This is a genomic window from Micromonospora sp. NPDC050695 (assembly GCF_040654415.1).
In the GTDB taxonomy this organism is placed as follows: domain Bacteria; phylum Actinomycetota; class Actinomycetes; order Mycobacteriales; family Micromonosporaceae; genus Micromonospora.
Genome location: NZ_JBFAHZ010000039.1, coordinates 1 through 24,047, shown reverse-complemented (window position 1 = coordinate 24,047; position 24,047 = coordinate 1). Strand labels below are relative to the sequence as shown.

Genomic DNA, 24,047 nt, shown 5'->3' with positions numbered 1-24,047 from the left:
GAGCCGAGGCGACACCGTGACCCAGCCAACCCTGTTCGGCGCCGGCCCGGCGCCGACGCCCCGGCTCGCCGACTCCGGCCCCCGGTACACCCCGGTGGAGCTGGCGAAGCTCCTGCGGCTGCCGGCACCCACCCGGGAACAGGCCGCGATCATCGCCGCCCCGGTGGAGCCACTGCTGGTGGTCGCCGGGGCCGGTTCCGGCAAGACCGAGACGATGGCCGCTCGGGTGGTCTGGCTGGTGGCCAACTCGTACGTGCGCCCGGAGCAGATCCTCGGGCTGACGTTCACCCGTAAGGCCGCCGGCGAACTGGCCCACCGGGTCCGTACCCGTCTCGACCAGTTGATCCGCCGTCTCGGCCGGCAGGGTCGGGACCCGCTGGACGACCCGCTGGCCGGTGAACCGACCGTCTCGACGTACCACTCGTACGCCGGGCGGATCGTCACCGAGCACGGGCTGCGGGCCGGCTACGAGCCGTCCACCCGGCTACTCACCGAGGCGTCCCGCTGGCAGTTGGTCGACCTGCTGGTCCGCAACTACGACGGCGACATGTCCGAGGTGGACCGGATGCCGAGCACCATCACCGACGCGGTGCTGGCGCTCGCCGGGGAGCTGGACGAGCACCTGGTCGCCCCGGACGAGTTGGCGGCCTGGACGGGTCGGTTCTTCGCCGAGGTGCAGTCGCGGCCGGGGCGGGTGTACGCCGACGTGCGCAAGGCGCTCGCCCTGCAGCAGACCCGGCTGCGTCTGCTGCCGCTGGTGCGGGCGTACGCCCGGCGCAAGGAGGACTTCGAGGCGATGGACTTCGCCGACCAGCTCGCCCGGGCGGCCCGGGTGGCCCGGGATCACCCGGCGGTCGGCGAGATCGAGCGGGGCCGTTTCCGGGCGGTGCTGCTCGACGAGTACCAGGACACCAGCCATGCCCAGGTGGTGCTGCTCAACGCGCTGTTCGGTGGCGGGCATCCGGTGACGGCGGTGGGTGACCCGTGTCAGTCCATCTACGGCTGGCGGGGGGCCAGCGCCGGCACCCTGGACCGGTTCCCCACCGAGTTCGCGCGCGCCGACGGTCAGCCCGCGCAGGCGCTGGGGCTCACCACGAGCTGGCGCAATCGCCCGGAGATCCTGCGGGTGGCGAACGCGCTGTCCACCCCGCTGCGCGCGGCGGGTGCCCGGGTGCCGGAGCTGCGCTCGGCGCTGACCGTCCTGGAGCCGATCCCGCACCGCAGCCCCGGCGGGGCGGCCGGTGGCACGGTGCACTGCGCGCTGCTGCCCACGTACGCCGACGAGGCGGCCTGGATCGCCGACAGTGTGCTCGCCGCCTGGCGCGGCGCGGCCCGGATGCCGGGCGTGGCACCGGAGCACATCCCGGTGGCGCAGCGCCCGACGACGGCCGTGCTGGTCCGGGTCCGCAGCCAGATCCCGGCGATCGAGTCGGCGCTGCGCGAGCGTGGCCTGCCGGTGGAGGTCGTCGGGCTGGGTGGTCTGCTGGACACTCCCGAGGTTCGCGACGTGGTCTGCACGCTGCGGGTGTTGGCCGACCCGACCGACGGGGCGGCGCTGCTGCGGTTGCTCACCGGTGCCCGCTGGCGGATCGGGCCGCGTGACCTGGTGGCGCTGCACCGCCGGGCTCGGGCCATCGCGAACGCCCGGCGGCAGGTGGCCGCCGACGAGAATGCGGAGATCAGCCCCGATCTGCTCGACGAGGCGACCCTGGTGGAGGCGCTGGCCGACCTCGGTCCCGCGCAGGCGTACTCGGCGGAGGGTTTCGCGCGGTTGCGCGCGTACGGCACGGAGTTGGCGCTGCTGCGCTACCGGCTGGACCAGGCGTTGCCGGATCTGATCGCGGACATCGAACGGACCATCGGCCTGGACGTGGAGGTGGCGGTGCGCGCCGGCCGGGACGGCGCCGGTGACGCCGGTCTGGCCCGGGGTCACCTGGACGCCCTGGGTGACGTCGCGGCCCGCTTCAGCGGGGAGACCCCGGGTGCGACCCTGTCCGGCTTCCTGTCCTACCTGGCTGCCGCCGAGGACGAGGAGCGGGGCCTGGCCCCCGGCGAGGTCGAGGTGGTGGAGGGCGCCGTCCAGGTGGTCACCGCGCACGCCGCGAAGGGTCTGGAGTGGGACGTGGTGGCGGTGGCCGGCCTGTGCCGTGGGTCGTGGCCGGGGCCGGTGCGCAACTCCGACCACTGGCTGGGCGGGCTGGGTGTGCTGCCGTTCCCGCTGCGGGGCGACGTCGACGGGTTGCCGGAGCTGGCGCTCGACGAGGCGGGGGACCAGCGGGCGGTGGCCCGGGCGGTGGCCGACTTCACCGATGCCTGGCGGGCGCACGACGAGCGGGAGGAACGCCGGCTGACGTACGTGGCGGTGACCCGACCGCGCCGGTTGCTGCTGTGCTCCGGCTACTGGTGGGGGGAGGGCACGAAGCGGCCGCGCGGCCCGTCGGTCTTCCTGCGCGAGGTGTACGACGCCTGCCTGGACGGCGGCCCGGGGCACCTGGTCGACGCGTGGGCGCCGGAGCCCACCCCGGATGCCACGAACCCGACGGCCGAGGTGGTGCTCCGCGCGGAGTGGCCGGCCGACCCGTTGGGTGGCCGGCGTCCGGCGCTGGCCGAGGCGGCCGGGCTGGTCCGCCGCCTGATGACCGACGGCCCGGCTTCGGTCGCTGTCGGGCCGGTCGCTGTCGGGCCGGTGGCTTCCGCGCCGGTGGCTGTCGCGCCGGTGGCTTCCGCGCCGGTGGCTGTCGGGCCGGTGGCTTCCGCGCCGGTGGAGGCGGATCCGGAGGTGGCGCGCTGGCGGCGTGAGGCGGACTTGCTGTTGGCCGAGCGGGCCGAGCTGACCCGGCTCTCCGGCGCGGTCGAGGTGGCCCTGCCGGGGCAGTTGAGCGTCACCCAGCTCGTCGCGTTGCGCAACGATCCGGCGGCGCTGGCCCGTACGCTGCGCCGGCCGGTGCCCGCCGAACCAAATCCGTACGCCCGCCGCGGCACCGCCTTCCACGCCTGGCTGGAGCAGCGCTTCGGCGCCGACCGGCTGCTCGACCTGGACGAGCTGCCCGGCGCGGCGGACGCGGACGCCGCGCCGGACGAGGCGCTGGCCGAGCTCCAGGAGCGGTTCCTGGCCAGCGAGTGGGCCGACCGGGCGCCGGTGGAGGTGGAGGTGCCGTTCGCCACGGTGATCGCCGGTGTGGTGGTCCGGGGGCGGATGGACGCCGTCTTCGCCCGACCGGGGGGCCGGTTCGACGTGGTCGACTGGAAGACGGGCCGGCAGTTGACCGGGCCGGCGGCGGAGGTGGCGGCGGTGCAGTTGGCCGTCTACCGGCTGGCCTGGGCGGAGCTGGTCGGGGTGCCGGTCGACCGGGTGGGTGCGGCGTTCCACTACGTCCGGGACGGGGTGACGGTGCGCCCCGCGGACCTGCTGGACGTGACCGGGCTCACCGCCATGATCGCCCAGTTGCCCGAAGATTCCGCCCAAGCTTGACCGCTGCGGGCAAAACCGTGGTAGGTTGATCGGGTTGCAGTTTTGGTTACCAGAGACTCTGTGTGCGCCTGGCGGGATTGTGGCCCCAGGCGCTCTTTGTTGTGTCCGGAGTTCTCCGGGCGGGGCGACCAGAAGCGACAGGCGATTCGCGCATTCCCGCGCGGAGCGCTCCTCTTCGGGCGCGCAACACGTGCGTGTCCGACGTTCCGTCAAGGAGACGAAACACATGGCTATTGGCACCGTGAAGTGGTTCAACGCTGACAAGGGCTTCGGCTTCATCACCCCGGACGGCGGCGGCGCCGACGTCTTCGCCCACTTCTCGGCGATCCAGTCCTCCGGCTACCGGAGCCTGGACGAGAACCAGCGGGTCGAGTTCGAGGTGACCCAGGGTCAGAAGGGCCCGCAGGCGGAGAACATCCGCCCGCTCTGATCTTCGGATCGGTCAGCATTACCTGTCGCGCCCTCCGGGTGTGACGGTGACGGGACCGGCCCGCCCCGCCGCCGCCTGCCTCCGCAGGCGGCGGCCTGGCGGCGGGCCGGCCTGTACTCCAATCGGTTCGTGCTTGTGAGTCCCGGCTGCCTGTGGCCGCCGGTGACAGCGCCGACATCGGCGCCCTCCCTCGACACGTGCCGCGTCGAGGAAGGCTTCTGCATGACCACGGTTATTCCGTCGTTCGCTCATACCGGTCTGGCACCGGCGTTGCTCACCGCGCTGACCGCGCAGGGCATCACCGAGCCGTTCCCGATCCAGTCGGCGACGCTGCCCGACTCGCTCGCCGGCCGCGACGTGCTCGGCCGGGGCCGCACCGGCTCCGGCAAGACCCTCGCCTTCGGGCTTCCGCTGCTCTCCCGCACCGCCGGCCGCAAGGCCCGCCCGGGTCGTCCGCTGACCCTGGTGCTGGTGCCGACCCGCGAGCTGGCCCAGCAGGTCACCGCCGCGCTGGCCCCGTACGCCCGCGCTGTCGGGTTGCGCTGCGCCACCGTCGTCGGCGGGCTGTCGTTGCAGCGCCAGGCGGACGCGCTGCGTGCCGGCGCCGAGGTGGTCGTGGCGACCCCCGGCCGGCTGCACGACCTGATCAACCGCGGTGACGCCCGGCTCGACCAGGTCGAGATCACCGTGCTGGACGAGGCCGACCAGATGGCCGACATGGGCTTCCTGCCGCAGGTGACGAAGCTGCTGGAGCAGGTCGCGCCGCAGGGGCAGCGGATGCTCTTCTCCGCCACCCTGGACGGTGGCGTGGACCGGCTGGTCCGCCGCTTCCTGAGCAACCCGGTGACCCACTCGGTCGACCCGGGCACCGCCACGGTCACCGCGATGACCCACCACGTGCTGCACGTCGACGCGGTGGACAAGCCCGACGCGCTGACCCGGATCGCCGCCCGCGACGGCCGCACCATCCTGTTCATGGGCACCAAGCACCGCGCCGACCGGCTCGCCCGCCAGTTGCTCTCCAAGGGTGTACGCGCGGCCGCGCTGCACGGCGGCAAGTCCCAGCCGCAGCGCACCCGGATCCTGGAGCAGTTCCGCAACGGTCAGGTGACCGCCCTGGTCGCCACCGACGTGGCGGCCCGGGGCATCCACGTCGACGGCCTGGACATGGTGGTCAACGTGGACCCGCCGACCGAGGCGAAGGACTACCTGCACCGGGGTGGCCGTACCGCCCGGGCGGGCGAGTCCGGCACCGTGGTCACCCTGGTCCTGCCGGAGCAGCGTCGGGACGTGTCCCGTCTGATGGCCACCGCCGGCATCCGACCGCAGTCGGTCCAGGTGCGCCCGGGTGACGAGGCGCTGGTCCGGGTGACCGGTGCCCGTGAGCCGTCCGGCGTGCCGGTGACCATCGCCGCGCCGCCGGCGTCGCCCGGTCGGGTACGCGCCTCCGGTGGCTCGGCCACCGACGGTGGCGCCCGGCCGGCGCATCGCGCGTCGGGCCGGTCCCGCCGTCCGCGTCGGCCCCGTACCGTCTGATCTTCTGCGCACCGAGACCGACCCGTCCCGCTTCGGCTGGGCGGGTCGGTCTCGTCTGTCCGCGGCAACGATCCGATGGCCGGTCGGTCACGCCGCCCGCCTGAATATCTGAGTCGGCAATCAGCCCTGGCTCGGTCGGTTGGCCGACTGCGCCCCGCCCCGGCCTGGTCGAAGCTGGCCAACGGGGGAGGCCGGGCGGGGGGCCCGGCACGGGAGGGGTGACCATGGCGGGCGAGGCCGGCTCGGGGGCGCTGCGCGAACTGATCCTGGTGGTCGCTGTCGCGCTCGCCGGTCTGTTGCTCGCCATGGTTGCGGCCTTCGCACCCTGGCATGCCACCCCGGCGGGCAACGCTCCGGCCGGTCTGGTGGAGCTGCGCAGCCCCGGCGGCCCGGGTCCCGGCCCGACGGTCGCGCACGTGGGCTGAGCAGCGACCGGCCGACCGGAGCCGGCGAGGGGCAGGCCCGGTCAGGATCGGTACGAGGTGTGGTCGGGTCGGCGGGGCACCGACCCGACCACACCGCCCCGGTGCCTGATCGCGCCTGGTCGCACTCACCCGCGTCATGATCGCGCTCGATCCAGGAAACAGGCCCCTTCCAGCATGGACGAGGGCACTACATCCATGATCGAGCACGATCATCCAGGGGAGATCGCGGAGCAGGGGCGGACCGGGACCGCGCTCAGGAGGCGCTGCGGGCGTGGCCGGTCGGGTCGCGGGCCAGCAGGTCGGCCAGGCTCGTGCTGTCGACGACGGTGGCGATGGCCCCGTGCACCGCCAGCCAGACGTCGGTGAGCCCGGCGGCGACCCCGTGGTAGCCGGCCCGCTCGGCCGGCAGGCCGCGCACGGTGGTGAGCGAGCCGCCGACCGCGCGCAGCACGTCCCCGACCGTGATCTCCGCGGCTGGCCGGGTCAACGCGTACCCGCCCTCGGCGCCGCGGTGGCTGTGCAGCAGGCCGGCCCGGCGCAGGTCGAGCAGAATGCCCTGGAGGAAGCTCAGCGGGATGTCCTGCACCTCGGCCAGGCTGGCCGCCTTCACCAACTCGCCGGCACCGTCACTGGCGGCGGCGACGGCGAGCATGGCCCGGAGCGCGTAGTCGCTGCGCGCGGAGACGTACACGTCACTGACCAGCCTGGTCCAGTACGCCCCAGCGGCGCCGGATCGCCTTGTCCGCCGCGCCGAACGCGGCGTCGACGACCAGGCCGACGACCAGGATAACGATCATGGTGGAGAGCAGCCAGGGCGCGTCGGACAGCTCGCGGGAGTAGGTGAGCTGCGCGCCGAGCGAGGTCTGCGAGATGCCGACCACGATCAGCTCACCGGCCATCAGGCTGCGCCAGGAGAACGCCCAGCCCTGCTTGAGGCCGGCGACGATGGCCGGAAGGGCGGCCGGTGCGATGACGTACCGGTAGAGGTTGAGCCCTCGGGCGCCCAGGTTGCGCCCGGCGCGCTTCAGCAGTGGTGGCACGTAGTCCACACCGGAGATCACCCCGTTGGCGATGGACGGTGCCGCGCCGAGCACCACCACGAAGAAGATCGCCTTCTCGCTCAGCTCGAACAGCAGGATGGCCAGCGGGAACCAGGCGATCGACGGCATGGTCTGCAGCGCGGTGATCATCGAGCCGATGGCGGCCCGGAGCACCGTGGACCGGGCCACCGCGAGGCCCAGCAGCAGGCCGACCGCGACCGAGAAGACATAGCCGACGGCGGCGCGGCGCAGCGTGGTGAGCAGGCCCTCCCAGAGCTGCGGGCCCTGGGCCTGGGCCAGCAGCTCGCGGCCGACGACCAGCGGGCCCGGCAGCGAGTACGGCGGCTTCCAACCCGACCAGACCACCAGCTGCCAGGCCAGGATGGCGATGGCCAGCGCGGCGAGTTTGGGCCACGTGCCGGCCCAGATCCGGGCGCCCCGGGAGACCTCCTTGTCCCGGCCGGCGATCTCCAGCGCGTCGAGGCCGGAGATCTGCGCGTCGGTACGCGCCGAGCTGGTGAGGGTGTCACTGGCCATGGCGGCCCACCTCCGTACGGAGCCGTTCGGTGACCTCGGCGGCGATGGCGGCGACCTCGGGGGAGTCGATCCGTCGCGGGCGTGGGATGTCCACCTCGGTGGAGTAGATGATCCGGCCGGGTCGGCTGGAGAGCAGGATGATCCGGTCGGCCAGCCGGGCGGCCTCGCGGACGTTGTGTGTCACGAAGAGCACCGAGAGTTTGCGCTCGGACCAGATCCGTTCCAGCTCGTCGTGCAGGATGTCGCGGGTCATCGCGTCCAGCGCGCCGAACGGCTCGTCCATCAGCAGCACCGGGGTGTCCAGCGCCAGGGTGCGGGCGAGCGCGACCCGCTGCCGCATCCCGCCGGACAGCTCGTGCGGGCGTTTGCGGCCGAACTCGCCCAGGTGCACGGTGCGCAGCAATTCGGCGACCCGTTCCCGCCGCTCGGCCCGGGGCAGTCCGCGCAGCTTGAGCGGCACCTCGACGTTCGCCTCGACGGTCAGCCAGGGAAACAGCGCCGGCTCCTGGAACATCAGCCCGGGGTTGACGCCGCCGGCCAGGCCGATCTCTCCGCCGCTGGGCCGATCCAACCCGGCGACCAGGTTGAGCAGGGTGCTCTTGCCGCAGCCGGAGGCGCCGACCAGGCAGACGAACTCGCCCGGCGCGACGTCCAGGGACACGCCGTCCAGGGCCAGTACGGCGTTCGCCCCGCGTCCGTACACCTTGGTCACGCCGGAGAGCGCGACCGCGGTGGTCGCGCTCTGCGGCGTCGTCGTGGTCGACGTCATGGCTGGGTGACCTCGGGCTTGCCGGCGGCCTTGAGCGCGGTGTTGAGGTACGTGAGGTCGTACAGGCCCTTGAGGTCGACCGGCTCGGTCAGCCCCACCTCGACGGCGTGGTCGAGGCCGGCCTTGAGCGAGGCGGGGATCGGGTCGTTGGTGAACTCCAACGTCGGCCACGCCTGCTTGATCAGCTTCGGGTCCAACGGCTTACCGGTGATCTTGCCGATCGCGTCGGAGATCGCCTGCTGGGCCTCCTCGGGCTTGCTGTTGACGAACTCGTTCGCGGCCACCTGGCCGTCGACCAGCTTCTGCACCACGTCCGGGTGCGCCTTGAGGAACTTGGTGCTGACCAGCAGGTTGGTGATGACGAACTTCTTGTCCGGCCACAGGTCACGCTCGTCGACGAGCACCTTGCCGCCGGCGTTGACGAGGCGGGACACGAACGGCTCGGGCACCCACGCGCCGTCGATCGCGCCGCTGTTGAACGTCTCCACCGTCTGGGCGTTCTCCTGCGGCACGATCTTGACGTCGCCGCCGCCCTCCTTGGTGGTGGTGAGCCCCTGCTGCTTGAGCCAGTAGCGGATCGCCACGTCCTGGGTGTTGCCCAGCTGCGGGGTGGCGACCTTCTTGCCCTTCAGGTCCTGCGGGCCGTTGATGCCGGGCTTGACCACCAGCGCCACGCCACCGGACGCCGCGCCGGAGACGACCCGGACCGCCTCGCCCTTCGACTTGGAGAACGCGTTCACGGTCGGGTTCGGACCGATGTAGGTGGCGTCCAGCGCACCGGAGAAGACGGCCTCGATGGCGGCCGGGCCGGCGTTGAAGGTCTTCGGGTCCAGCTGGACGTCGGCGCCGAGCTTCTCGGCGAAGATGCCCTTCTCGACGCCGACGACCGCCGGCGCGTGGGTGATGTTGGGGAAGTAGCCGAGGCGCAGCGTCACCGGGCCGGAGCTGCCGCCCGCGCCCTCGCTGTCGTCGCCGCACGCGGCGGTGCTGCCCAGGGTCGCCGCGCCGAGGGCGGCGAGAGTGGCCAGGGTGACCAAGCGGCGCAAGGGAAGCCGTCTCATCGTCCATCCAATCCGCAGTATTCCTACTTAGTTGGTAGGAAGAGTGGGCCAGGGCGTGGTCAGCGTCAAGAGGCATCCACATGCCGGGACGCGGGGTCTCAGATATGTCGGTATTTCCTACTAGCTTGCTAGGGTAATCCGGTGACTGGATCACGGACCTTCCACTGGTTCCTGCCCACCTCCGGCGACGGCGACCAGGTCGGCGCGGCCACCGTCACGGCGGGCGCCGCCCGCCACGACCGGGCCGCCACCGTGGCGTACCTGGCCGAGGTCGGCCGCGCCGCCGAGGCGGGCGGCTTCAGCGCCGTCCTGACCCCGGTCGGTGCCGGCTGCCCCGACCCGTGGATCGTCTGCGCGGCCGTCGCCCAGCACACCGAGCGGCTCGGCATGCTGGTCGCCGTCCGCGCCGGCTTCGCGCTGCCCACCCTGATCGCCCAGCAGGCCGAGGCGTTCCAGGCCGTCTCCGGCGGTCGGCTGTCGCTCAACATCGTCACCGGCGGCGACCCGGCCGAGCAGCGCGCGTACGGCGACTTTCTCGGCCACGACGACCGCTACGCACGCACCGGCGAGTTCATCGAGGTGCTCCGCCGCGCCTGGGCCGGCCGGCCGTTCGACCACTCCGGCGTGCACTACCGGGTGGAGGGCGGTGGCCTGGCCACCCCCCTGTCCGAGCCGCCGCCGGTCTACTTCGGCGGCGCGTCCCCCGCCGCCGAGGCGGTCGCGGCCCAGCAGGCCGACACGTACCTCATGTGGGGTGAGCCACCCACGGCCATCGCGGCCCGCGTCACCCGTGTCCGGGCGCTCGCCGCCGAGCACGGCCGCACCCTGCGCACGGGCCTCCGCCTGCACGTCATCGCCCGGCCCACCAGCGCCGAGGCGTGGGCGGAGGCCGACCGCCTGCTGGCCGGGATGAGCCCGGAACGGATCGCCGCCGCCCAGGCCAGGTTCCGCCGGATGGACTCCGTCGGGCAGGCCCGGATGGCCGCGCTGAACGCCGGCCGCACCGACGGGCTCACCGTCGCACCCAACCTCTGGGCCGGGGTCGGCCTGGTCCGCGAGGGCGCCGGCACCGCGCTCGTCGGCAGCTACGCCGAGGTCGCGGCCCGCATCGACGAGTACGCCGACCTCGGCGTCGACGAGTTCGTCCTCTCCGGCTGGCCGCACCGAGAGGAGGCCGAGCGGGTCGGCGCGGAGGTGCTGCCGCTGGTCACCAAACCGGTGGTGCCGGCTCCGCGGAGGACGCCGGTGGGGCGGGTGTCGACGCGCTAGGGTCAGTCCCGTGGCGGCGCGGAGATCCAGAATTCCAGCGACCAAGTACCCGGTCGAGCGGTTCACCCTCGACAACGGCCTGCGGGTGGTGCTCACCCCCGATCGCAGCGCCCCGGTGATCGGGGTGGCGGTGGTCTACGACGTCGGCATCCGCTCCGAACCGGAGGGACGCACCGGCTTCGCCCACCTCTTCGAGCACCTGATGTTCCAGGGCTCGGAAAATCTGGAGAAGCTGGCCCACTTCCGGCACGTGCAGGGCGCCGGCGGCACCTTCAACGGCTCCACCCACCTGGACTACACCGACTACTTCGAGACGCTGCCGAGCAACGCGCTGGAACGCGCGCTGTTCCTGGAGGCGGACCGGATGCGCGGCCCCCGACTGACCGAGGAGACCCTGCGCAACCAGGTCGACGTGGTCAAGGAGGAGATCCGGGTCAACGTGCTCAACCGGCCGTACGGCGGTTTCCCCTGGCTCACCCTGCCGCCGGTCATGTTCGACACCTTCCCCAACGCGCACGACGGCTACGGCTCGTTCGACGACCTGGAGTCGGCGACCGTCGCCGACGCCGCCGACTTCTTCCGCCGCTACTACGCCAGCGGCAACGCGGTCCTCGCCGTCAGCGGCGACATCGACGTGGCCGAGGCGACCGAGCTGGTCCACCGGCACTTCGGCGACGTGCCGGCCCGCCCCGCGCCGAAGCGACCCGACTTCACCGAGCCCGACCTGGCCGCCGAGCGGCGCACCACGTACACCGACCGGCTGGCGCCGCTGCCGGCGGTGGCCGGGGCCTGGCGGGTGCCCGACCCGGTCACCGACTTCGCCGGCTACCTGCCGTACGTGGTGCTGGCCGAGGTGCTCACCGACGGCGACGCGTCGCGGCTCGTCGAGCGGCTCGTCCAGCGCGACCGCTCGGTGACCAGCCTCGGCGGCTACCTCGGTTTCATGGGTGACCCGTTCGACGTGCGGGATCCCACCGCGCTGCTGCTGCAGGCGCACCTGCCGCCGGGCGGCGACGTGGACAAGGTGCTGCGCACCGTCGACGAGGAACTCGATCGGCTGGCCACCGACGGCCTGACCGACGGCGAACTGGCCCGCACCCAGGCCCGGATGGCGACCCACCTGCTGCGCGACACCGACGCGGTGCTCGGCCGGGCGCTGCGGATGGCCGTCCTGGAACAGCAACGCGGTGAGCCGGGGCTGCTCAACGACCTGCCGAGGCTGATCGGCGAGGTCACCGAGGAGCAGGTCCAGACCGCCGCCGCCACCCTCCGACCGGAACGCCGCGCCACCATCGAGGTCATCGCCGGAGGTGCCCGATGAGCGTACGCACGCTGCCCCCGCTCGGACCCACCCGCAAGCTCAAGGTGCCCCGGCAGGCCGAACGCACGCTCCGCAACGGTCTGACCGTGATCGCGGTACGCCGGCCCTCCGTACCCCTGGTCGAGCTGCGCCTCTGGATCCCGTTCGGCCGGGCGCACCTGGCCCGCGGGGCGATGCTCTCGCAGACCATGCTCTCCGGCACCGAGTCGATGACCAGCGTGCAGATCGCCGCCGAGCTGCAGAAGGTGGGCGGTGGGCTGGCCGCCGGTGTCGACCCGGACCGGCTGATGCTCTCCGGCGCCGGCCTGGTCACCGGCCTGGACCGGATGCTGGAGCTGCTCGCCGAGGTGCTGACCGGCGCCAGCTACCCGACCGACGAGGTGACCACCGAACGGGACCGGCTGGTCGACCGGATCGAGGTGGCGCAGAGCCAGCCGGCGCACCTGGCCCGCGAGGCGCTGTTGAAGCGGATCTACGGCCGGCACCCGTACGCGACGCAGACCCCGGAGCCCGACCAGATCCGCGCGGTCCGGCCGGCGACGCTGCGCACCCTGCACGCCGAGCGGGTGCATCCGGCCGGTGCGCAGTTGGTGCTGGTCGGCGACGTGCAGCCGGAGAAGGCGCTGGACGCGGCCGAGCGGGCGCTCGGCGGGTGGTCCGGCGCGGGTCGCACCGCCGAACTGCCGCGGACACCCCCGCTGGAGCCGGGGCCGCTGCTGCTGGTCGACCGGCCCGGGTCGGTGCAGTCCTCGCTGCGGATCGCGCTGCCGGCCGTGTCCCGCACCGACCCCGACCACGCTCCGCTGCAACTGGCCAACCTGATCTTCGGCGGCTACTTCTCCTCCCGCTGGGTGGAGAACATCCGCGAGGACAAGGGCTACACGTACGGGCCGCACTCGGTGATCGAGCACTCGGTGGCCGGGTCGGTGCTGGTCGCCGCCGCCGAGGTGGCCACCGAGGTCACCGGTCCGGCGTTGCTCGAGACGACGTACGAGCTGGGCCGGTTGGCGTCGCTGCCGCCGAAGCCGGAGGAGTTGGAGCAGGCCCGCCAGTACGCCCTCGGCACCCTTCAGCTCGGCATGTCCACCCAGGCCGGGCTGGCCGCGTTGACCAGCGCGTACGCCGGCAACGGGCTACGTCTGGACTTCCTCGCCGAGTACGCGGCGAGGTTGGCCAAGGCGAGCATCGACGACGTCGCGGAGGTGGCGGCCCGCTACCTGGCGCCGGCCCGGGCCGCGGTCGTCGTGCTCGGCGACGCCGAACTGGTCACCCCGGGTCTGGCCGCGCTGACCACGATCCGTACCGAGTCCCTGCGGTGAGCGGCGAGACGGCGCCACCGTTGGCCCGGTCGACACTGGACCGGGCCGCGCACCGGCGGGGTGACTCGCAGTGGCTGACCGAGGCGTGGTTGCGCGCCCGGGTGCTGCTGCTCGACTCGACCGACGACGGGCGGACGCTGGCCCGTACCGACGTGTCGCCTCCGGCGCTGGTGCTGTTCGGCGCGGCGGACCTGCCGGCCGGGTCCGAGTCGATGGCGATGTTCCTCGGTGTCGAGCCGGACGGGGTGCCGGTCTTCGCGGTCGACGCGCCGCTGCCGGCGTTGTCGGGCACCCGGGCGGTCAACCTGCGCGAGGTCGGGCATCTGCTCGCCGACCGGGAGGCCGGCATCTTCACTACCGCGTTGGCGCTGGTCAACTGGCACACCCGGCACGGCTACTCGGCGAGCACCGGTGCGCCGACGGCGATGGACGAGGCCGGTTGGTCCCGGGTGGACCGAAACGGCGGCCGGATCTGGCCGCGCACCGACCCGGCGATGATCGTCCTGGTGCACGACGGGGTCGACGGGCCGGACGGGCGCTGCCTGCTCGGCAACAACGCCGGCTGGCCCGGCACCCCGGGTGGTCGGCGCTACTCGTGCCTGGCCGGCTACGTCGAGCCGGGGGAGTCGGCCGAGGCCGCCGTACTGCGCGAGGTCCGTGAGGAGGTGGGCATCGGAGTCGAGCGGATCGGGTACGTGGGCAGCCAGGCGTGGCCGTTCCCCGGCTCGCTGATGTTGGGTTTCCTGGCCACGGCCGACCCGTCGGATCCGGTGCGGGTCGATCCGTCGGAGATCGCGTACGCCCGGTGGTTCTCCCGGCAGGAGATCGGGGCGGCGCTGGCCGGGCGGACCGTGGACGTGGGCGACGGTGCCCGGCTGATCCTGCCGCCGCCGTCGTCGATCGCGTTGTTCCTCATCCACCGCTGGCTGGACGGTTGGGTGGACGGCGACCGCTGAGCACGGTCCCGGCCCGTGGCCGACGTTGCCGCGGCGGTCACGGGCCGGGAACACGGGCCGTCATGGTCGGAGGCAAGGAACACGGCGGGGGAGCCGATCCGACCACGACGGACGTCTGGTGGGTCAGGGGCCGGTGCGGCCCGGTTTGTGTCGGAACGCGGGTCGGGGCTCGGTGAGCGGCAGGACCTTGACCCGTTGCTTGCCGGCGCGTACGGCGCCGACCGTGGCGAGCGCCCGGGCCAGCAACAGCGCGGCGTCCCGGTCCTCGGCGTGCACGATCTGCCGGCGCGGCTCAGGCTGGGTCGGCTCGTCGCGAAGTCGGTGGCCGTCCGCCCAGGCGGCGGCGATGTCCCCGTCGGCGACGGCGCGGATGTCGGTGCGAACGATCAGGAACCGCATGAGGGTCTCCGGATGAACCGCGACGGATGAGCCAGTGTGGAAGTTCCACGTACTCGAGGTCATGCTACGCCGCGTACTCGTCCCAGCAACTGAAACGCGCCTATCGGTTTCCAGCCTCGTCCGATCAACCGATGGGCTGGTCAGCGGGGTTGGCGGCGCACACGACGACGGGGCCGCCGGCGATACGCCGACGGCCCCGTCCCGGTCACCGGATCAGTTCAGATCGAACTGGCCCTCCTTGGCACCGGTGATGAAGCCGAGCCAGCCCGCGCGGTTGAACAGCAGCACCGGGCCACCCCGGTCCTTGCTGTCGCGCAGCGCGACCGCCGAGGGACCGGTGCCCAGGGGGGCGACCTCGACGCAGTTGGAGGTCTGGCTGCGTGTGCTCGTACGCCACGGGGCGTCTACCAGCGACTGCGCGGAGACGGACGGCGTGTTGCGGATGTCGTTCATGGTTCTGCTCCTGATGTGCAGCGATCCGATGGGACGAGTGGTGCCGCACGCCCCGACGGATGGTCCCCCGTGGATCACCGGTCCGTCAGTCGCCCCGCAGCCCGGCGGCGTTGGGTCGGCGCCGTTGCCGGCCCGAACGCCACTGTGGATGGGGGCACCGCCTCGGTCAGCCGTCCCGTCGCCTCGATCAGCCAGGAGAGGGTGTCCGAGGCGTTCAGTGCCGCCGTGCATAGCCACTCGAACACCACTTTATAGCGATTTAGTGCAATAGCGTCGGACGACATGACGTCCGTGAAGCCCCCTTCGATAGCCAACGTCTCCGGATCGAGGGGATCGGCGAACCGATAGAGGGAGAACGCGGTCGGCGGAAGGTACCAATCTCCGATCTGCGTGTCGCGCAGGAGCACGTGCAGCGTCACGTTCGGTAGCAGAGCCAGCTCGCAAAGTTGGACCAACTGCTCGTGCAGCACCTCGGGCGGCCCGGCGCGGCGACCGAGGGCCGCCTCCTCCAGGACGGCGGTGTAGCGCGGCGCGTCGGTCTCCCGGGTCAGCAACGACTGGCGGGCCAACCGCGCCTGTACCTCGGTCTCGGGCTCGTCGCCGGGCTCCGGTTCGCCCGCGCCGGCACCCACCTGGCGGGCCGAGACGATCCGGACCTGGGCGTACCCGGGAGTCTGCAACAGCCCGGGGACCAGCACCGGGTTGTACTCGGAGATCTCCGCGCAGCCCGCCTCCAGTTCCGCCCAGCTGCGCTGTTGCAGCGTCATCACCGGGAAGTTCTTCAGCCAGGTCCGCATGTCGCCAGCCTCACCGGCGAACCCGAGCAACTCCTCGCGCTGCGCCGCGTCGGCGCCGTAGAGGTCGAGGAGGACCGCGACGTCCTGCGGGTCCGGACGGCTGCGACCGTTCTCCAGTCGGGACAGTTTGGACGCGGACGCCCAACCGATACGCTCGATGACCTGGTCCCCGGTCAGGCTCGCGGCCTCGCGAAGGCGGCGCAGCTCGACGCCCAACCGGCGACGACGCAGGATCGGGCTGGGTGCGGCAGGAGGCACGGTGTCCTCTTTCCCGTCGACCGACGCAGACGCGACGGTAACTGTATGAAATTCGCCCCCCACGGTCAGTATGGACGGCGCGACCGGCGTCGGAGGTTCCGGCGGGGGCGTGTCTTGCGAAAAATGGACCACGGGTACGCCGGAGCACGACGGACCCGTTGTCGGCCCCGTCGACCCCGCCCACCCCGGGCACACCATCCCGCCGGAGGGATCCCATGCGCACCGTCCTGCGCCGACCCGACTTCCGTCTGCTCTTCGGCGGCCTCCTGGCCAGCATGACCGCCGAGTCGATCCTGCTGCTCGCGCTCGCCATCTGGGTCAAGGACCTCACCGGCTCCGACGGGCTCGCCGGTGCCACGATCTTCGCCGTCATCGCACCGATGACGCTGGCGCCCCTGGTCGGCTGGTTCGTCGACCGCTACCCGCGTCGCCCCTTCTTCGTGGCCGCGAACCTGGTCACCGCGGTGCTGCTCATCCCGCTGTTCACCGTCCGGGACGCCGGCGACGTCTGGCTCGTGTACCTGGTGGCCGCCCTGTACGGCCTGTCGTACATCACGCTCAGCGCGGCGCTCAGTGGGCTGATCCGGCAGCTGGTGCCGGTGGAGCTGCTGGCTGAGGCGAACGGCGTCCTGCAGACCGTCCGCCAGGGGCTGCGGCTGATCGGCCCGCTGGCCGGGGCGGCGCTCTACGCGGCGATCGGCGGCTGGGCGCTGGCCGGTATCGGCATGGTCGGCTTCCTGACCGCGGCGGCGGTGGTGAGCGCGCTGCCCACCCCGCAGCCCGCACCACCGATGGTGCGGCTGCGCTGGCCGGCCGAGCTGGGTGCCGGACTGCGCCACCTGGCCGGTGAGCCGGCCCTGCGCCGGGCCCTGCTCGGGTACGGGCTCGGGTCGCTGGTGATGGGCTTCAGCGAGTCGCTGATCTTCGCCTACGTCGACCAGGGACTGGACCGGGACGCCGCCTTCGTGGGCGTGCTGGTCACCGTGCAGGGGGTGGGTGGGCTGCTGGGCGGGCTCTGCTCACCGGCGCTGGTCCGCCGCCTCGGTGAGGTCGGCACACTGGCCACCGGGGTCGCCCTGTTCGGGCCGGCGGCGCTCGCGCTCGCGTACCCCGACCTGCGGCTCGGGTTCGCGGCGGTGTTGCTGGCCGGCGTGTCGCTCCCGCTGACCATGGTGGGCCTGCACACGCTGATCCAGCGACGTACCCCACCCGGGCTGGTCGGCCGCGTCGCCGCGGCCACCGAGGCGGTCATCAGCGGACCGCAGGCGTTCTCCATCGGCGCGGGTGCCCTGCTCGTCGGCTTCCTGGACTACCGGGTGCTGTTCGCGCTGGTCGGGGTGGCCACCATCGCCGCCGGCGGCTACCTGTGGCGGGGCCGGCACCTCAGCGCGCCGGCCGGTGCCCGCCCACCCACGCCGCCGACCCGCCCGAGGTTGCCCGCGCCCCGACGCCCGGCCGACGACGCCGACGAGCCGGTGGTCACCGGCATCCACCGGCCACCCCGGAACTGACGGATACCGGACACGACGAGCGGCCGCCCCGGGTGGGACGGCCGCTCGTCGCGGATGACACCGGCGGTCAGGCGGTGAGAGTCGCCAGGTGCTGCTTGACCTGGGTGATCGAGGGATTGGTGAGGGCGCTGCCGTCGGCGAAGCGCAACGTCGGCACCGTCTGGTTGCCGCCGTTGACACTCATCACGAACTCCGCGGCCTTCGGGTCCTGCTCGATGTCGACCACCTCGTACCCGATGCCCTCCCGGTCGAGTTGCGACTTCAGCCGGTGGCAGTAGCCGCACCAGGGGGTGGAATACATCGTCAGCATGGTCGGATCCTCCAACTCCTCCGGCCGCCGGCTTGCGGATCAAGCCGAGGCTGTTCGCTGCAACGTTCGGAGGAGCTGAGATGATTCCTGGTTGTGGTGGTTCACTCAGCGTCGGAACAGGTGCTCGCCGGGCTGGACCCGGAGCAGCGCGCCGCGGTGACCGCACCCGCCGGCCCGGTCTGCATCCTGGCCGGCGCCGGCACCGGCAAGACCCGCGCGATCACCACCCGGATCGCCCACCGGGCGCTTTCCGGTGAGATCTCCCCGCGGCACGTGCTCGCGGTCACCTTCACCGCCCGGGCCGCCGCCGAGATGCGGCACCGGATCTCGCTGCTCGGCGTGCGGGGCGTGCAGGCGCGCACCTTCCACGCGGCCGCGCTGCGCCAGGTCCGCTACTTCGCCCCCCGGCTGCTGGCCGGCCGGGCCATGCCCGAGCTGCTGGACAGCAAGGTGCGGCTGGTCACCCTCGCCGCCGCCCGGGTCGGCCTGCGCACCGACCGGGCCGCCGCCCGGGACCTGGCCGGTGAGATCGAGTGGGCCAAGTCGTCGCTGGTCGAGCCGGGGGACTACGTGGTGGCGGCGGCCCGGGCACTGCGGGACACGCCGCACGAGCCGGCGAAGGTGGCCGACGTGTTCACCGCGTACGAGCAGCTCAAGCGCTCCAACGGCGTGATCGACTTCGAGGACATGCTGCGTGCCGCGGTGTGGGGCATCGAGGAACACCCGGACGTCGCCGAGCAGGTCCGTGGCCAGTACCGGCACTTCGTGGTCGACGAGTACCAGGACGTCAACCCGCTCCAGCAGCGGCTGCTGGACGCCTGGCTGGCCGGCCGCAACGACCTCACCGTGGTCGGCGACGCCAGCCAGACGATCTACTCGTTCACCGGGGCGACCTCGTCGTACCTGGTCGACTTCCCGCGCCGGCACCGCAACGCCACCGTGGTCCGGCTGGTCCGCGACTACCGCTCCACCCCGCAGGTGGTCGGGCTGGCCAACGCGGTGATCTCCCAGGCCCGGGGCACCGAGGCGCGGCTGCGGCTGGAGCTGAGCGGTCAACGCCCCCCGGGACCGGTACCGGACCTGCGGATCTTCACCGACGAGCCGGCCGAGGCGAACGCCGTGGCCGCCCGCTGCCGGTCGCTCATCGACGCGGGCACACCGGCGAAGGAGATCGCCGTGCTGTTCCGCACCAACGCGCAGTCCGAGGCGTACGAGAAGGCGCTCACCGAGACCGCCGTGCCGTACGTGGTGCAGGGCGCGGAGCGCTTCTTCGAGCGGACCGAGGTGCGCCAGGCGATGATCGCCCTGCGCTCCGCCACCCGCTCGATCCCCGGGGAGACGCCGCTACCGGCCGCCGTCGTCGAGGCGCTCACCGCGGTCGGGTGGGCACCCGACACGCCCCCGGCCGGCGGCGCCGCCCGCGAGCGCTGGGAGGCACTCGCCGCGCTGGTCCAGCTCGCCGAGGAGTACGCGGCCACCCCCGAGGTCGTGCCGATCGGGGAGGCCGCCTCGGTGGAGCGCCCGGTCACCCTGACCGACTTCACCGAGGAGCTGGCCAACCGTGCCGCCCAGCAGCACGTGCCGACCGTGGACGGGGTGACGCTGGCCTCCCTGCACTCGGCCAAGGGGCTGGAGTGGGACGCGGTCTTCCTGGTCGGCCTCGCCGAGGGCACCCTGCCCACCACGTACGCCAAGACCGTCGAGCAGGTCGAGGAGGAACGACGGCTGCTCTACGTCGGGATCACCCGGGCCCGGCAGTGGCTCTGGCTGTCGTACGCCTCGGCGCGCTCGCCGGGCGGGCGGGCCCGGCGGCCGTCGCGGTTCCTGCCCCAGCTGGACCGCTCGGGCGGGACCGAACGGGCGGCCGGCGGCACCGGTCCGGCCCGCCGCCCGGAGCGTCGACGGACCCAGATCGTGTCCTGCCGGATCTGCGGTGCCACCCTGCTCGCCGGTCCCGACCGCAAGCTGGGCCGCTGCCCCACCTGCCCGTCCGACATCGACGATGAGCTGCACGAACGACTGCGGGAGTGGCGGCAGCGGGTGGCCGGCGCGCAGAAGGTCCCGGCGTACGTGGTCTTCACCGACGCCACGTTGACCGCGCTGGCCGAGCGGCGTCCCGGCCGGCCGGAGGAGCTGATCGCCATCGCCGGCATCGGCCCCCGCAAGTTGGGCCTGTACGGGGAGTCGGTGTTGGCGCTCGTGGGGGGCGCGGGGGTGGACGACGTCTGCCCGGAGAAAACTTTCGAAATCCAGTCGTAAATTCGTTTGCCCTCGCCCCGGCGCGAGGAATAGCCTCAGGACACACCACGCGAGCGGCGCCATTCCGGCTGCTCACGGGGGTTGGTCCAGTCGATTTTCGAGGAACGTGAGGGAGGTGGCACCCGTGAAGATCTTCACCTATGAGCGTCTGGCGGCGATGCCGTCTGTCCACGCTCCGTTGTCGGCTGTCCGGGTGGCCCTTGCGGCCGCACGACCGTCGGTTCCGCAGGTGCACCAGGTTCAGGCCGAGCTGACCCTGGCCGTCGCGCCCACCGGAGTCGATGGGACCAGTGGCATCACGGGCATGGGCATCGATGGCGCCAAGAAGCGCACGAATGTCCGCGGCGTTCCACCTCGAGGTAGACCGGTCTGACTCTCAGACACCGGCTCACCTCGAGGCCGCGGAACCCGCTACCGGGATCCGCGGCCTCAGTTTTTTGCCCCGCCGAAGTTACGTCGGAATGCGATCCACGAGATCGAAGTGAGAGAGAGGTGACCGGGAGATGAGTCTGGCGTTGGCCCCCCTCGATGTGAGCGTCGAGATGGAGGCGAACCTGCCCTGCCGGAAGTTCGACCCCGACCTGTGGTTCTCTGACTCGCCCGCCCAGCTCGAGCTGGCCAAGTCGCTCTGCGGGGACTGCCCGCTGCGCGTCGAGTGCCTGGCCGGGGCGGTGGAGCGAGCGGAGCCGTGGGGCGTCTGGGGCGGCGAGATCTTCGAGCGTGGCGCGGTCGTCCCGCGCAAGCGGCCCCGTGGCCGTCCGCGCAAGGACGACGTCGCCCGTGACGCCGAGCTCCGGGTCGAGGCCGAGGCGCGCCTGGCGGCCAGTGGGCTGTCCGAGGTGCGTGGCGCGGTCCGGCTGGCAGCCTGACATGTTCCCGATCCGTACCAGCTACGCCGGTGTCACGCCGGCAGCGAGTGAGAAGACGATGTTCAACGTCCCGACTGGAGCCTTCGAGATGCAACTACTCCACGAAGCGTTGTCCCGGGCTCGAATGCGCCGGCCTCAGGCCGGTCGTACCACCACGAGCACTGAGGCAACCCGATCCGCCCGTACCGTCGCCATGAACAGCCGTAACCAGTCGGCGCGCGACCTGGGCGTTCTCTAGTACCAACCCCACTCAGAAGGGCGGGTGCCGACCGGCACCCGCCCTTCGTGACGTTCTCAGCCCGGTGTGCTCACGCCACGGGAGCGAAGCCGGGGAGCCAGCGTTCCAGGATGCTCCGGTACGGGGCCTTCGCCTCCAACTGGCAGAGCACCCCGATCGATCCGAGTGTCACCCGGTGGATGAGCAGGTACGACGGCGGCAGGTTGAGCTGCCGGCTCAGCTGGTAGGTGGGGGACCGGGGGCTGGCCAGTCGCGCCGCCTCGCCGCGCAGCCACGCCCGGGTGAAGCGAAACCCGTCGGTGGCGATGGGCTCCAGCATCGGCCGGATGAAGTCGAGCACACCCTCGGCGTCGATATCGTCGGCGGCGCCGATGAAGCCCTCGGACCGCAGCCCCTCCACCACCCCGGCGGCGTCGTTGCGCAGGGCCAACGCGGCGATACGACCGATCGGCTCCGGCGTGCCCTCCGGCATCCGCGCCACCGCGCCGAAGTCGATCACCCCGAGCCGGCCGTCGGCCAGCAGCCGGAAATTGCCCGGATGCGGGTCGGCGTGCAGCAGCCCGGCCCGCTGCGGCGCCGAGAGGTGCAGGGTGGCCATCAGCCGGCCGGCCTCGTCCCGCTGCTCCTCGGTGCCCTCCCGGATGATGTCCGCCAGCGGCGTGCCCGTCACCCACTCGGTCACCAGCACCCGGGGCGCCGCGTTGATCACCGCCGGGATGTAGATCTCCGGGTCGTCGGCGTACGCGGCGGCGAAGGTGCGCTGCGACTCGGCCTCCAGCTCGTAGTCCAACTCCTCGGTGATCCGCTCACGCAGCTCCACCAGGAGCGGCTTGACGTCCAGGCCGGGCTGGATGGCCCGGAACATCCCGCCCAGCCGGGAAAGCTGCTTGAGGTCGGCGAGCAGCGCGTCACCGGCGCCCGGATACTGGATCTTCACGGCCACGTCGCGGGCGTTCGGCGCACCCGAGGCGTCGTACCCCGGTTCCCGCCACCGGGCCCGGTGCACCTGGCCGATGCTGGCCGCGGCGGCCGGGGTGTCGTCGAACTCGACGAACCGGTCCCGCCAGTTCGGGCCGAGCTGCTCGGCCAGCACCTTGTGCACGCTGGCGGCCGGCAGCGGCGGCGCCGCCTCCTGGAGCTTGGTCAACGCCTGCCGGTAGGGGGCGGCGATCTCCTCCGGAAGGGCCGCCTCGAAGACCGACAGCGCCTGGCCGAACTTCATCGCACCGCCCTTGAGCTGGCCCAGGACGCTGAACAGCTGCTCGGCGGTGCGTTGCTGGATCTCCGCGGAGATCACGTCGGAGGCGAGCCCGGTGACACGCTTTCCCATGCCGAGGACGGTCCGGCCGGCGAAGCCGAGCGGCAGAGCGGCGAGCTTGGCGGTCCGGGACACGGCCCGGCGCGGGATGTCGGTCACCCGGTCATTGTTACCGACCGGAGGGCCCCGCTGCTGCCGTGCGGCCGGGCTGGTGCGTACGCCCGGCTCTCCGAGCACCCGCACGCCGGATGGGGTGGCCAGCCCCGGCGGCGGAACCGGCCGGCGCCGACGATCTCCAGCGCGGCACCGAGCGTCTCCGGACTGCCGCCGTCGAGCTGCGTCAGCGCCTCGACGAGCGCGTACCCGATCGCCGCGAGCAGCGTGCCGGTCGTACCGGCCGGGGTCGGCGCGGTGGCCGCGAGTTGGGCGGCGAGCCGCGGCCAGGCCGGGTCGCGGTCGGCCCGGTGCAGCTCGACGCAGTGCAGGCACGGCCCGGCGGGCGGCCGGACCAGCGGCCCGACGACCGGTACGCCCTCGCGCAGGGTGATCAGAAGGTGCGGCTGGCGGCGCTGGGCGAGACCGGCCGCGAGCAGCGCCGGAGGACGGTCGGTGCCCAACTGGATCACCAGGTCGACGCGGACGGCACGGCCCGGGTGGGTGCCGGTGCCCGGTGCGATCCGGTCGATCGCGGCCCGTACCGCCGGGGCCAGCGGATGGCCCAACTCGGCGGCCGTGATGCCGGTGCCGACCAGGTCGACGGCGCGTACCGGACCGGTGAGGTGGGGGATCACCTGCCCGACGCCGGACTGGGCCAGCGCCACGGCCAGCGGTGCACCGAGTGCGCCGGTGCCGGTGAGCAGCACCCGGGCGGTTCGTCGGCGACGCAGCACCTGCGCGGGGGTGCCGGGCAGCCGGGCCGCGGCCAGGGCCAGCGCGCCCGCCTCCGCGGCGAGCCGCGCCCGGAGCGGGCCGGCCAGCTCGCGGGGGAGCAGGCTGTGCGCGGGCACCAGCAGGCCCGCCGTGCGCAGGGCGGCGAGCAGGGTACGAGCATCGTCGGTGGTGACCCGCGCGGCGGGCGCGTACGCCAGCACCTGCCGTTCGCTACGGGTGCCGTCGAGCAGGTCGAGCAGGTAAGCGGCGCGAGGGTTGGCCAGCTCCAGCAGCACGGCAGGGCCGGGGCCGACGCCGAGTTGAAGGGTGTGGCGGTCGCGCCACAGCCGATTGAGGCCGGGCAGCAGGGTGGGCCGGGGCAGCATGGGACGACTCATGGTGACGAATCGTGACCGCTTCCCTGCTCTCGGTCGATCGTTGTCCACAGGTGGCCGGGCCGCTGTCCAGCGCTGTCCACAGGATTCGCCGAGTTATCCACAACCGGCGAGTAGGGGTGTCGGTCACCCGACAGTGGGTCGGCGCGGCGCGGCGCGGCGGGACGGCAACGGGGGCGGGGGGGGGGGGGGGCCCCCCCCCCCCCCCCCCCCCCACCCGGGCGACCGAGGGCGAGCCCCGCCGTGGGGTGGAGGGTTTTTGGCCAAACACACCCCAGACCCAAACCAAAATAAA

Annotated in this window: 22 protein-coding genes; 12 read left to right on the top strand and 10 right to left on the bottom strand. The window is 72.8% G+C overall.

Going from position 1 to position 24,047, the window contains the following annotated elements; all coding sequences use genetic code 11:
* Positions 1 to 16 precede the first annotated feature (16 nt).
* The 4 genes from AB0H52_RS23910 (at position 17) to AB0H52_RS23895 (ending at position 5,863) form a co-directional block, all read left to right on the top strand.
* A complete protein-coding gene (locus tag AB0H52_RS23910; RefSeq protein ID WP_357950088.1) occupies positions 17 to 3,472 on the top strand; it encodes a UvrD-helicase domain-containing protein in 3,456 nt (1,151 codons plus the stop codon).
* Between the two features lie 226 nt (positions 3,473 to 3,698).
* Complete coding sequence (locus tag AB0H52_RS23905) at positions 3,699 to 3,902, top strand: cold-shock protein (RefSeq protein ID WP_007464836.1); 204 nt, start codon at positions 3,699 to 3,701, stop codon at positions 3,900 to 3,902.
* A 222-nt stretch (positions 3,903 to 4,124) separates the two neighbouring features.
* A complete protein-coding gene (locus tag AB0H52_RS23900; protein WP_357950085.1) occupies positions 4,125 to 5,438 on the top strand; it encodes a DEAD/DEAH box helicase in 1,314 nt (437 codons plus the stop codon).
* Positions 5,439 to 5,662: 224 nt separating this feature from the next.
* On the top strand, positions 5,663 to 5,863 hold the full coding sequence (locus AB0H52_RS23895; protein ID WP_278126531.1) for a hypothetical protein: 201 nt from the start codon (positions 5,663 to 5,665) through the stop codon (positions 5,861 to 5,863).
* A 253-nt stretch (positions 5,864 to 6,116) separates the two neighbouring features.
* Here the strand turns inward: AB0H52_RS23895 and AB0H52_RS23890 are convergent, their stop codons facing one another.
* The 4 genes from AB0H52_RS23890 to AB0H52_RS23875 are packed head-to-tail and all read right to left on the bottom strand — an operon-like array spanning position 6,117 to position 9,270.
* The gene (locus AB0H52_RS23890) at positions 6,117 to 6,554 is read right to left on the bottom strand and encodes an Rrf2 family transcriptional regulator (protein ID WP_151492542.1); all 438 of its coding nucleotides are present in this window, start codon (positions 6,552 to 6,554) and stop codon (positions 6,117 to 6,119) included.
* Between the two features lies 1 nt (position 6,555).
* Positions 6,556 to 7,440, bottom strand: a complete 885-nt coding sequence (locus tag AB0H52_RS23885) for an ABC transporter permease (protein ID WP_151492541.1) — start codon at positions 7,438 to 7,440, stop codon at positions 6,556 to 6,558.
* Positions 7,430 to 8,209: an ABC transporter ATP-binding protein gene (locus tag AB0H52_RS23880; protein WP_151492540.1), complete on the bottom strand. Its 780-nt coding sequence runs from the start codon at positions 8,207 to 8,209 to the stop codon at positions 7,430 to 7,432. Before AB0H52_RS23880 ends, AB0H52_RS23885 begins: the two co-directional genes overlap by 11 nt.
* On the bottom strand, positions 8,206 to 9,270 hold the full coding sequence (locus AB0H52_RS23875) for an ABC transporter substrate-binding protein (protein ID WP_357950080.1): 1,065 nt from the start codon (positions 9,268 to 9,270) through the stop codon (positions 8,206 to 8,208). Before AB0H52_RS23875 ends, AB0H52_RS23880 begins: the two co-directional genes overlap by 4 nt.
* Before the next feature lie 141 nt (positions 9,271 to 9,411).
* Here AB0H52_RS23875 and AB0H52_RS23870 point away from each other — a divergent pair, with 141 nt between their 5' ends.
* Genes AB0H52_RS23870 through nudC form a run of 4 tightly spaced genes read left to right on the top strand, consistent with a single transcriptional unit; the run spans position 9,412 to position 14,135 of the window.
* On the top strand, positions 9,412 to 10,539 hold the full coding sequence (locus AB0H52_RS23870; RefSeq protein ID WP_357950077.1) for an LLM class flavin-dependent oxidoreductase: 1,128 nt from the start codon (positions 9,412 to 9,414) through the stop codon (positions 10,537 to 10,539).
* A 10-nt stretch (positions 10,540 to 10,549) separates the two neighbouring features.
* A complete protein-coding gene (locus AB0H52_RS23865) occupies positions 10,550 to 11,860 on the top strand; it encodes a pitrilysin family protein (protein WP_151492535.1) in 1,311 nt (436 codons plus the stop codon).
* On the top strand, positions 11,857 to 13,179 hold the full coding sequence (locus AB0H52_RS23860) for a pitrilysin family protein (RefSeq protein ID WP_151492534.1): 1,323 nt from the start codon (positions 11,857 to 11,859) through the stop codon (positions 13,177 to 13,179). Before AB0H52_RS23865 ends, AB0H52_RS23860 begins: the two co-directional genes overlap by 4 nt.
* Positions 13,176 to 14,135 carry an NAD(+) diphosphatase gene (nudC, locus tag AB0H52_RS23855; RefSeq protein ID WP_151492532.1) on the top strand — a complete coding sequence of 320 codons (960 nt, stop codon included), beginning with the start codon at positions 13,176 to 13,178 and terminating at the stop codon, positions 14,133 to 14,135. Before AB0H52_RS23860 ends, nudC begins: the two co-directional genes overlap by 4 nt.
* Before the next feature lie 123 nt (positions 14,136 to 14,258).
* Here the strand turns inward: nudC and AB0H52_RS23850 are convergent, their stop codons facing one another.
* The 3 genes from AB0H52_RS23850 to AB0H52_RS23840 form a co-directional block, all read right to left on the bottom strand.
* A complete protein-coding gene (locus tag AB0H52_RS23850; protein ID WP_151492531.1) occupies positions 14,259 to 14,534 on the bottom strand; it encodes a hypothetical protein in 276 nt (91 codons plus the stop codon).
* Positions 14,535 to 14,747: 213 nt separating this feature from the next.
* On the bottom strand, positions 14,748 to 14,987 hold the full coding sequence (locus tag AB0H52_RS23845; RefSeq protein ID WP_278126538.1) for a DUF397 domain-containing protein: 240 nt from the start codon (positions 14,985 to 14,987) through the stop codon (positions 14,748 to 14,750).
* Between the two features lie 74 nt (positions 14,988 to 15,061).
* Positions 15,062 to 16,042, bottom strand: a complete 981-nt coding sequence (locus AB0H52_RS23840) for a helix-turn-helix transcriptional regulator (RefSeq protein WP_151492528.1) — start codon at positions 16,040 to 16,042, stop codon at positions 15,062 to 15,064.
* A gap of 158 nt (positions 16,043 to 16,200) precedes the next feature.
* On the opposite strand from AB0H52_RS23840, the gene AB0H52_RS23835 reads away from it, so the two are divergent.
* Positions 16,201 to 17,553: an MFS transporter gene (locus tag AB0H52_RS23835; RefSeq protein ID WP_357950072.1), complete on the top strand. Its 1,353-nt coding sequence runs from the start codon at positions 16,201 to 16,203 to the stop codon at positions 17,551 to 17,553.
* 67 nt (positions 17,554 to 17,620) lie between these two features.
* Here AB0H52_RS23835 and AB0H52_RS23830 read toward each other — a convergent pair whose 3' ends face one another.
* A complete protein-coding gene (locus AB0H52_RS23830; protein WP_151492942.1) occupies positions 17,621 to 17,863 on the bottom strand; it encodes a mycoredoxin in 243 nt (80 codons plus the stop codon).
* Between the two features lie 93 nt (positions 17,864 to 17,956).
* On the opposite strand from AB0H52_RS23830, the gene AB0H52_RS23825 reads away from it, so the two are divergent.
* From AB0H52_RS23825 to AB0H52_RS23815, 3 genes are all read left to right on the top strand, one after another.
* Positions 17,957 to 20,122 (top strand): ATP-dependent DNA helicase UvrD2, encoded by a 2,166-nt coding sequence (locus AB0H52_RS23825; protein WP_357950069.1) that lies wholly within the window; start codon positions 17,957 to 17,959, stop codon positions 20,120 to 20,122.
* 124 nt (positions 20,123 to 20,246) lie between these two features.
* Positions 20,247 to 20,495 carry a hypothetical protein gene (locus tag AB0H52_RS23820; RefSeq protein ID WP_151492940.1) on the top strand — a complete coding sequence of 83 codons (249 nt, stop codon included), beginning with the start codon at positions 20,247 to 20,249 and terminating at the stop codon, positions 20,493 to 20,495.
* A 130-nt stretch (positions 20,496 to 20,625) separates the two neighbouring features.
* The gene (locus AB0H52_RS23815) at positions 20,626 to 20,991 is read left to right on the top strand and encodes a WhiB family transcriptional regulator (protein ID WP_151492939.1); all 366 of its coding nucleotides are present in this window, start codon (positions 20,626 to 20,628) and stop codon (positions 20,989 to 20,991) included.
* A gap of 308 nt (positions 20,992 to 21,299) precedes the next feature.
* On the opposite strand, the gene AB0H52_RS23810 is transcribed toward AB0H52_RS23815, so the two are convergent.
* Together AB0H52_RS23810 and AB0H52_RS23805 are read right to left on the bottom strand one after the other, a co-directional pair.
* Entirely contained in the window at positions 21,300 to 22,646 is a 1,347-nt protein-coding gene (locus tag AB0H52_RS23810; protein WP_151492938.1) for an AarF/ABC1/UbiB kinase family protein, read from the bottom strand.
* Positions 22,643 to 23,755: a TOMM precursor leader peptide-binding protein gene (locus AB0H52_RS23805; RefSeq protein WP_151492937.1), complete on the bottom strand. Its 1,113-nt coding sequence runs from the start codon at positions 23,753 to 23,755 to the stop codon at positions 22,643 to 22,645. Before AB0H52_RS23805 ends, AB0H52_RS23810 begins: the two co-directional genes overlap by 4 nt.
* Positions 23,756 to 24,047: the final 292 nt, after the last annotated feature.

Excerpts from the sequence above, each read along its gene's own strand:
- AB0H52_RS23905 (WP_007464836.1), top strand. The coding sequence starts at position 3,699 with ATGGCTATTGGCACCGTGAAGTGGTTCAACGCTGACAAGGGCTTCGGC.
- AB0H52_RS23900 (WP_357950085.1), top strand. The coding sequence starts at position 4,125 with ATGACCACGGTTATTCCGTCGTTCGCTCATACCGGTCTGGCACCGGCG.
- AB0H52_RS23895 (WP_278126531.1), top strand. The coding sequence starts at position 5,663 with ATGGCGGGCGAGGCCGGCTCGGGGGCGCTGCGCGAACTGATCCTGGTG.
- AB0H52_RS23885 (WP_151492541.1), bottom strand. The coding sequence starts at position 7,440 with ATGGCCAGTGACACCCTCACCAGCTCGGCGCGTACCGACGCGCAGATC.
- AB0H52_RS23880 (WP_151492540.1), bottom strand. The coding sequence starts at position 8,209 with ATGACGTCGACCACGACGACGCCGCAGAGCGCGACCACCGCGGTCGCG.
- AB0H52_RS23875 (WP_357950080.1), bottom strand. The coding sequence starts at position 9,270 with ATGAGACGGCTTCCCTTGCGCCGCTTGGTCACCCTGGCCACTCTCGCC.
- AB0H52_RS23860 (WP_151492534.1), top strand. The coding sequence starts at position 11,857 with ATGAGCGTACGCACGCTGCCCCCGCTCGGACCCACCCGCAAGCTCAAG.
- AB0H52_RS23850 (WP_151492531.1), bottom strand. The coding sequence starts at position 14,534 with ATGCGGTTCCTGATCGTTCGCACCGACATCCGCGCCGTCGCCGACGGG.
- AB0H52_RS23845 (WP_278126538.1), bottom strand. The coding sequence starts at position 14,987 with ATGAACGACATCCGCAACACGCCGTCCGTCTCCGCGCAGTCGCTGGTA.
- AB0H52_RS23830 (WP_151492942.1), bottom strand. The coding sequence starts at position 17,863 with ATGCTGACGATGTATTCCACCCCCTGGTGCGGCTACTGCCACCGGCTG.
- AB0H52_RS23815 (WP_151492939.1), top strand. The coding sequence starts at position 20,626 with ATGAGTCTGGCGTTGGCCCCCCTCGATGTGAGCGTCGAGATGGAGGCG.
- AB0H52_RS23805 (WP_151492937.1), bottom strand. The coding sequence starts at position 23,755 with ATGAGTCGTCCCATGCTGCCCCGGCCCACCCTGCTGCCCGGCCTCAAT.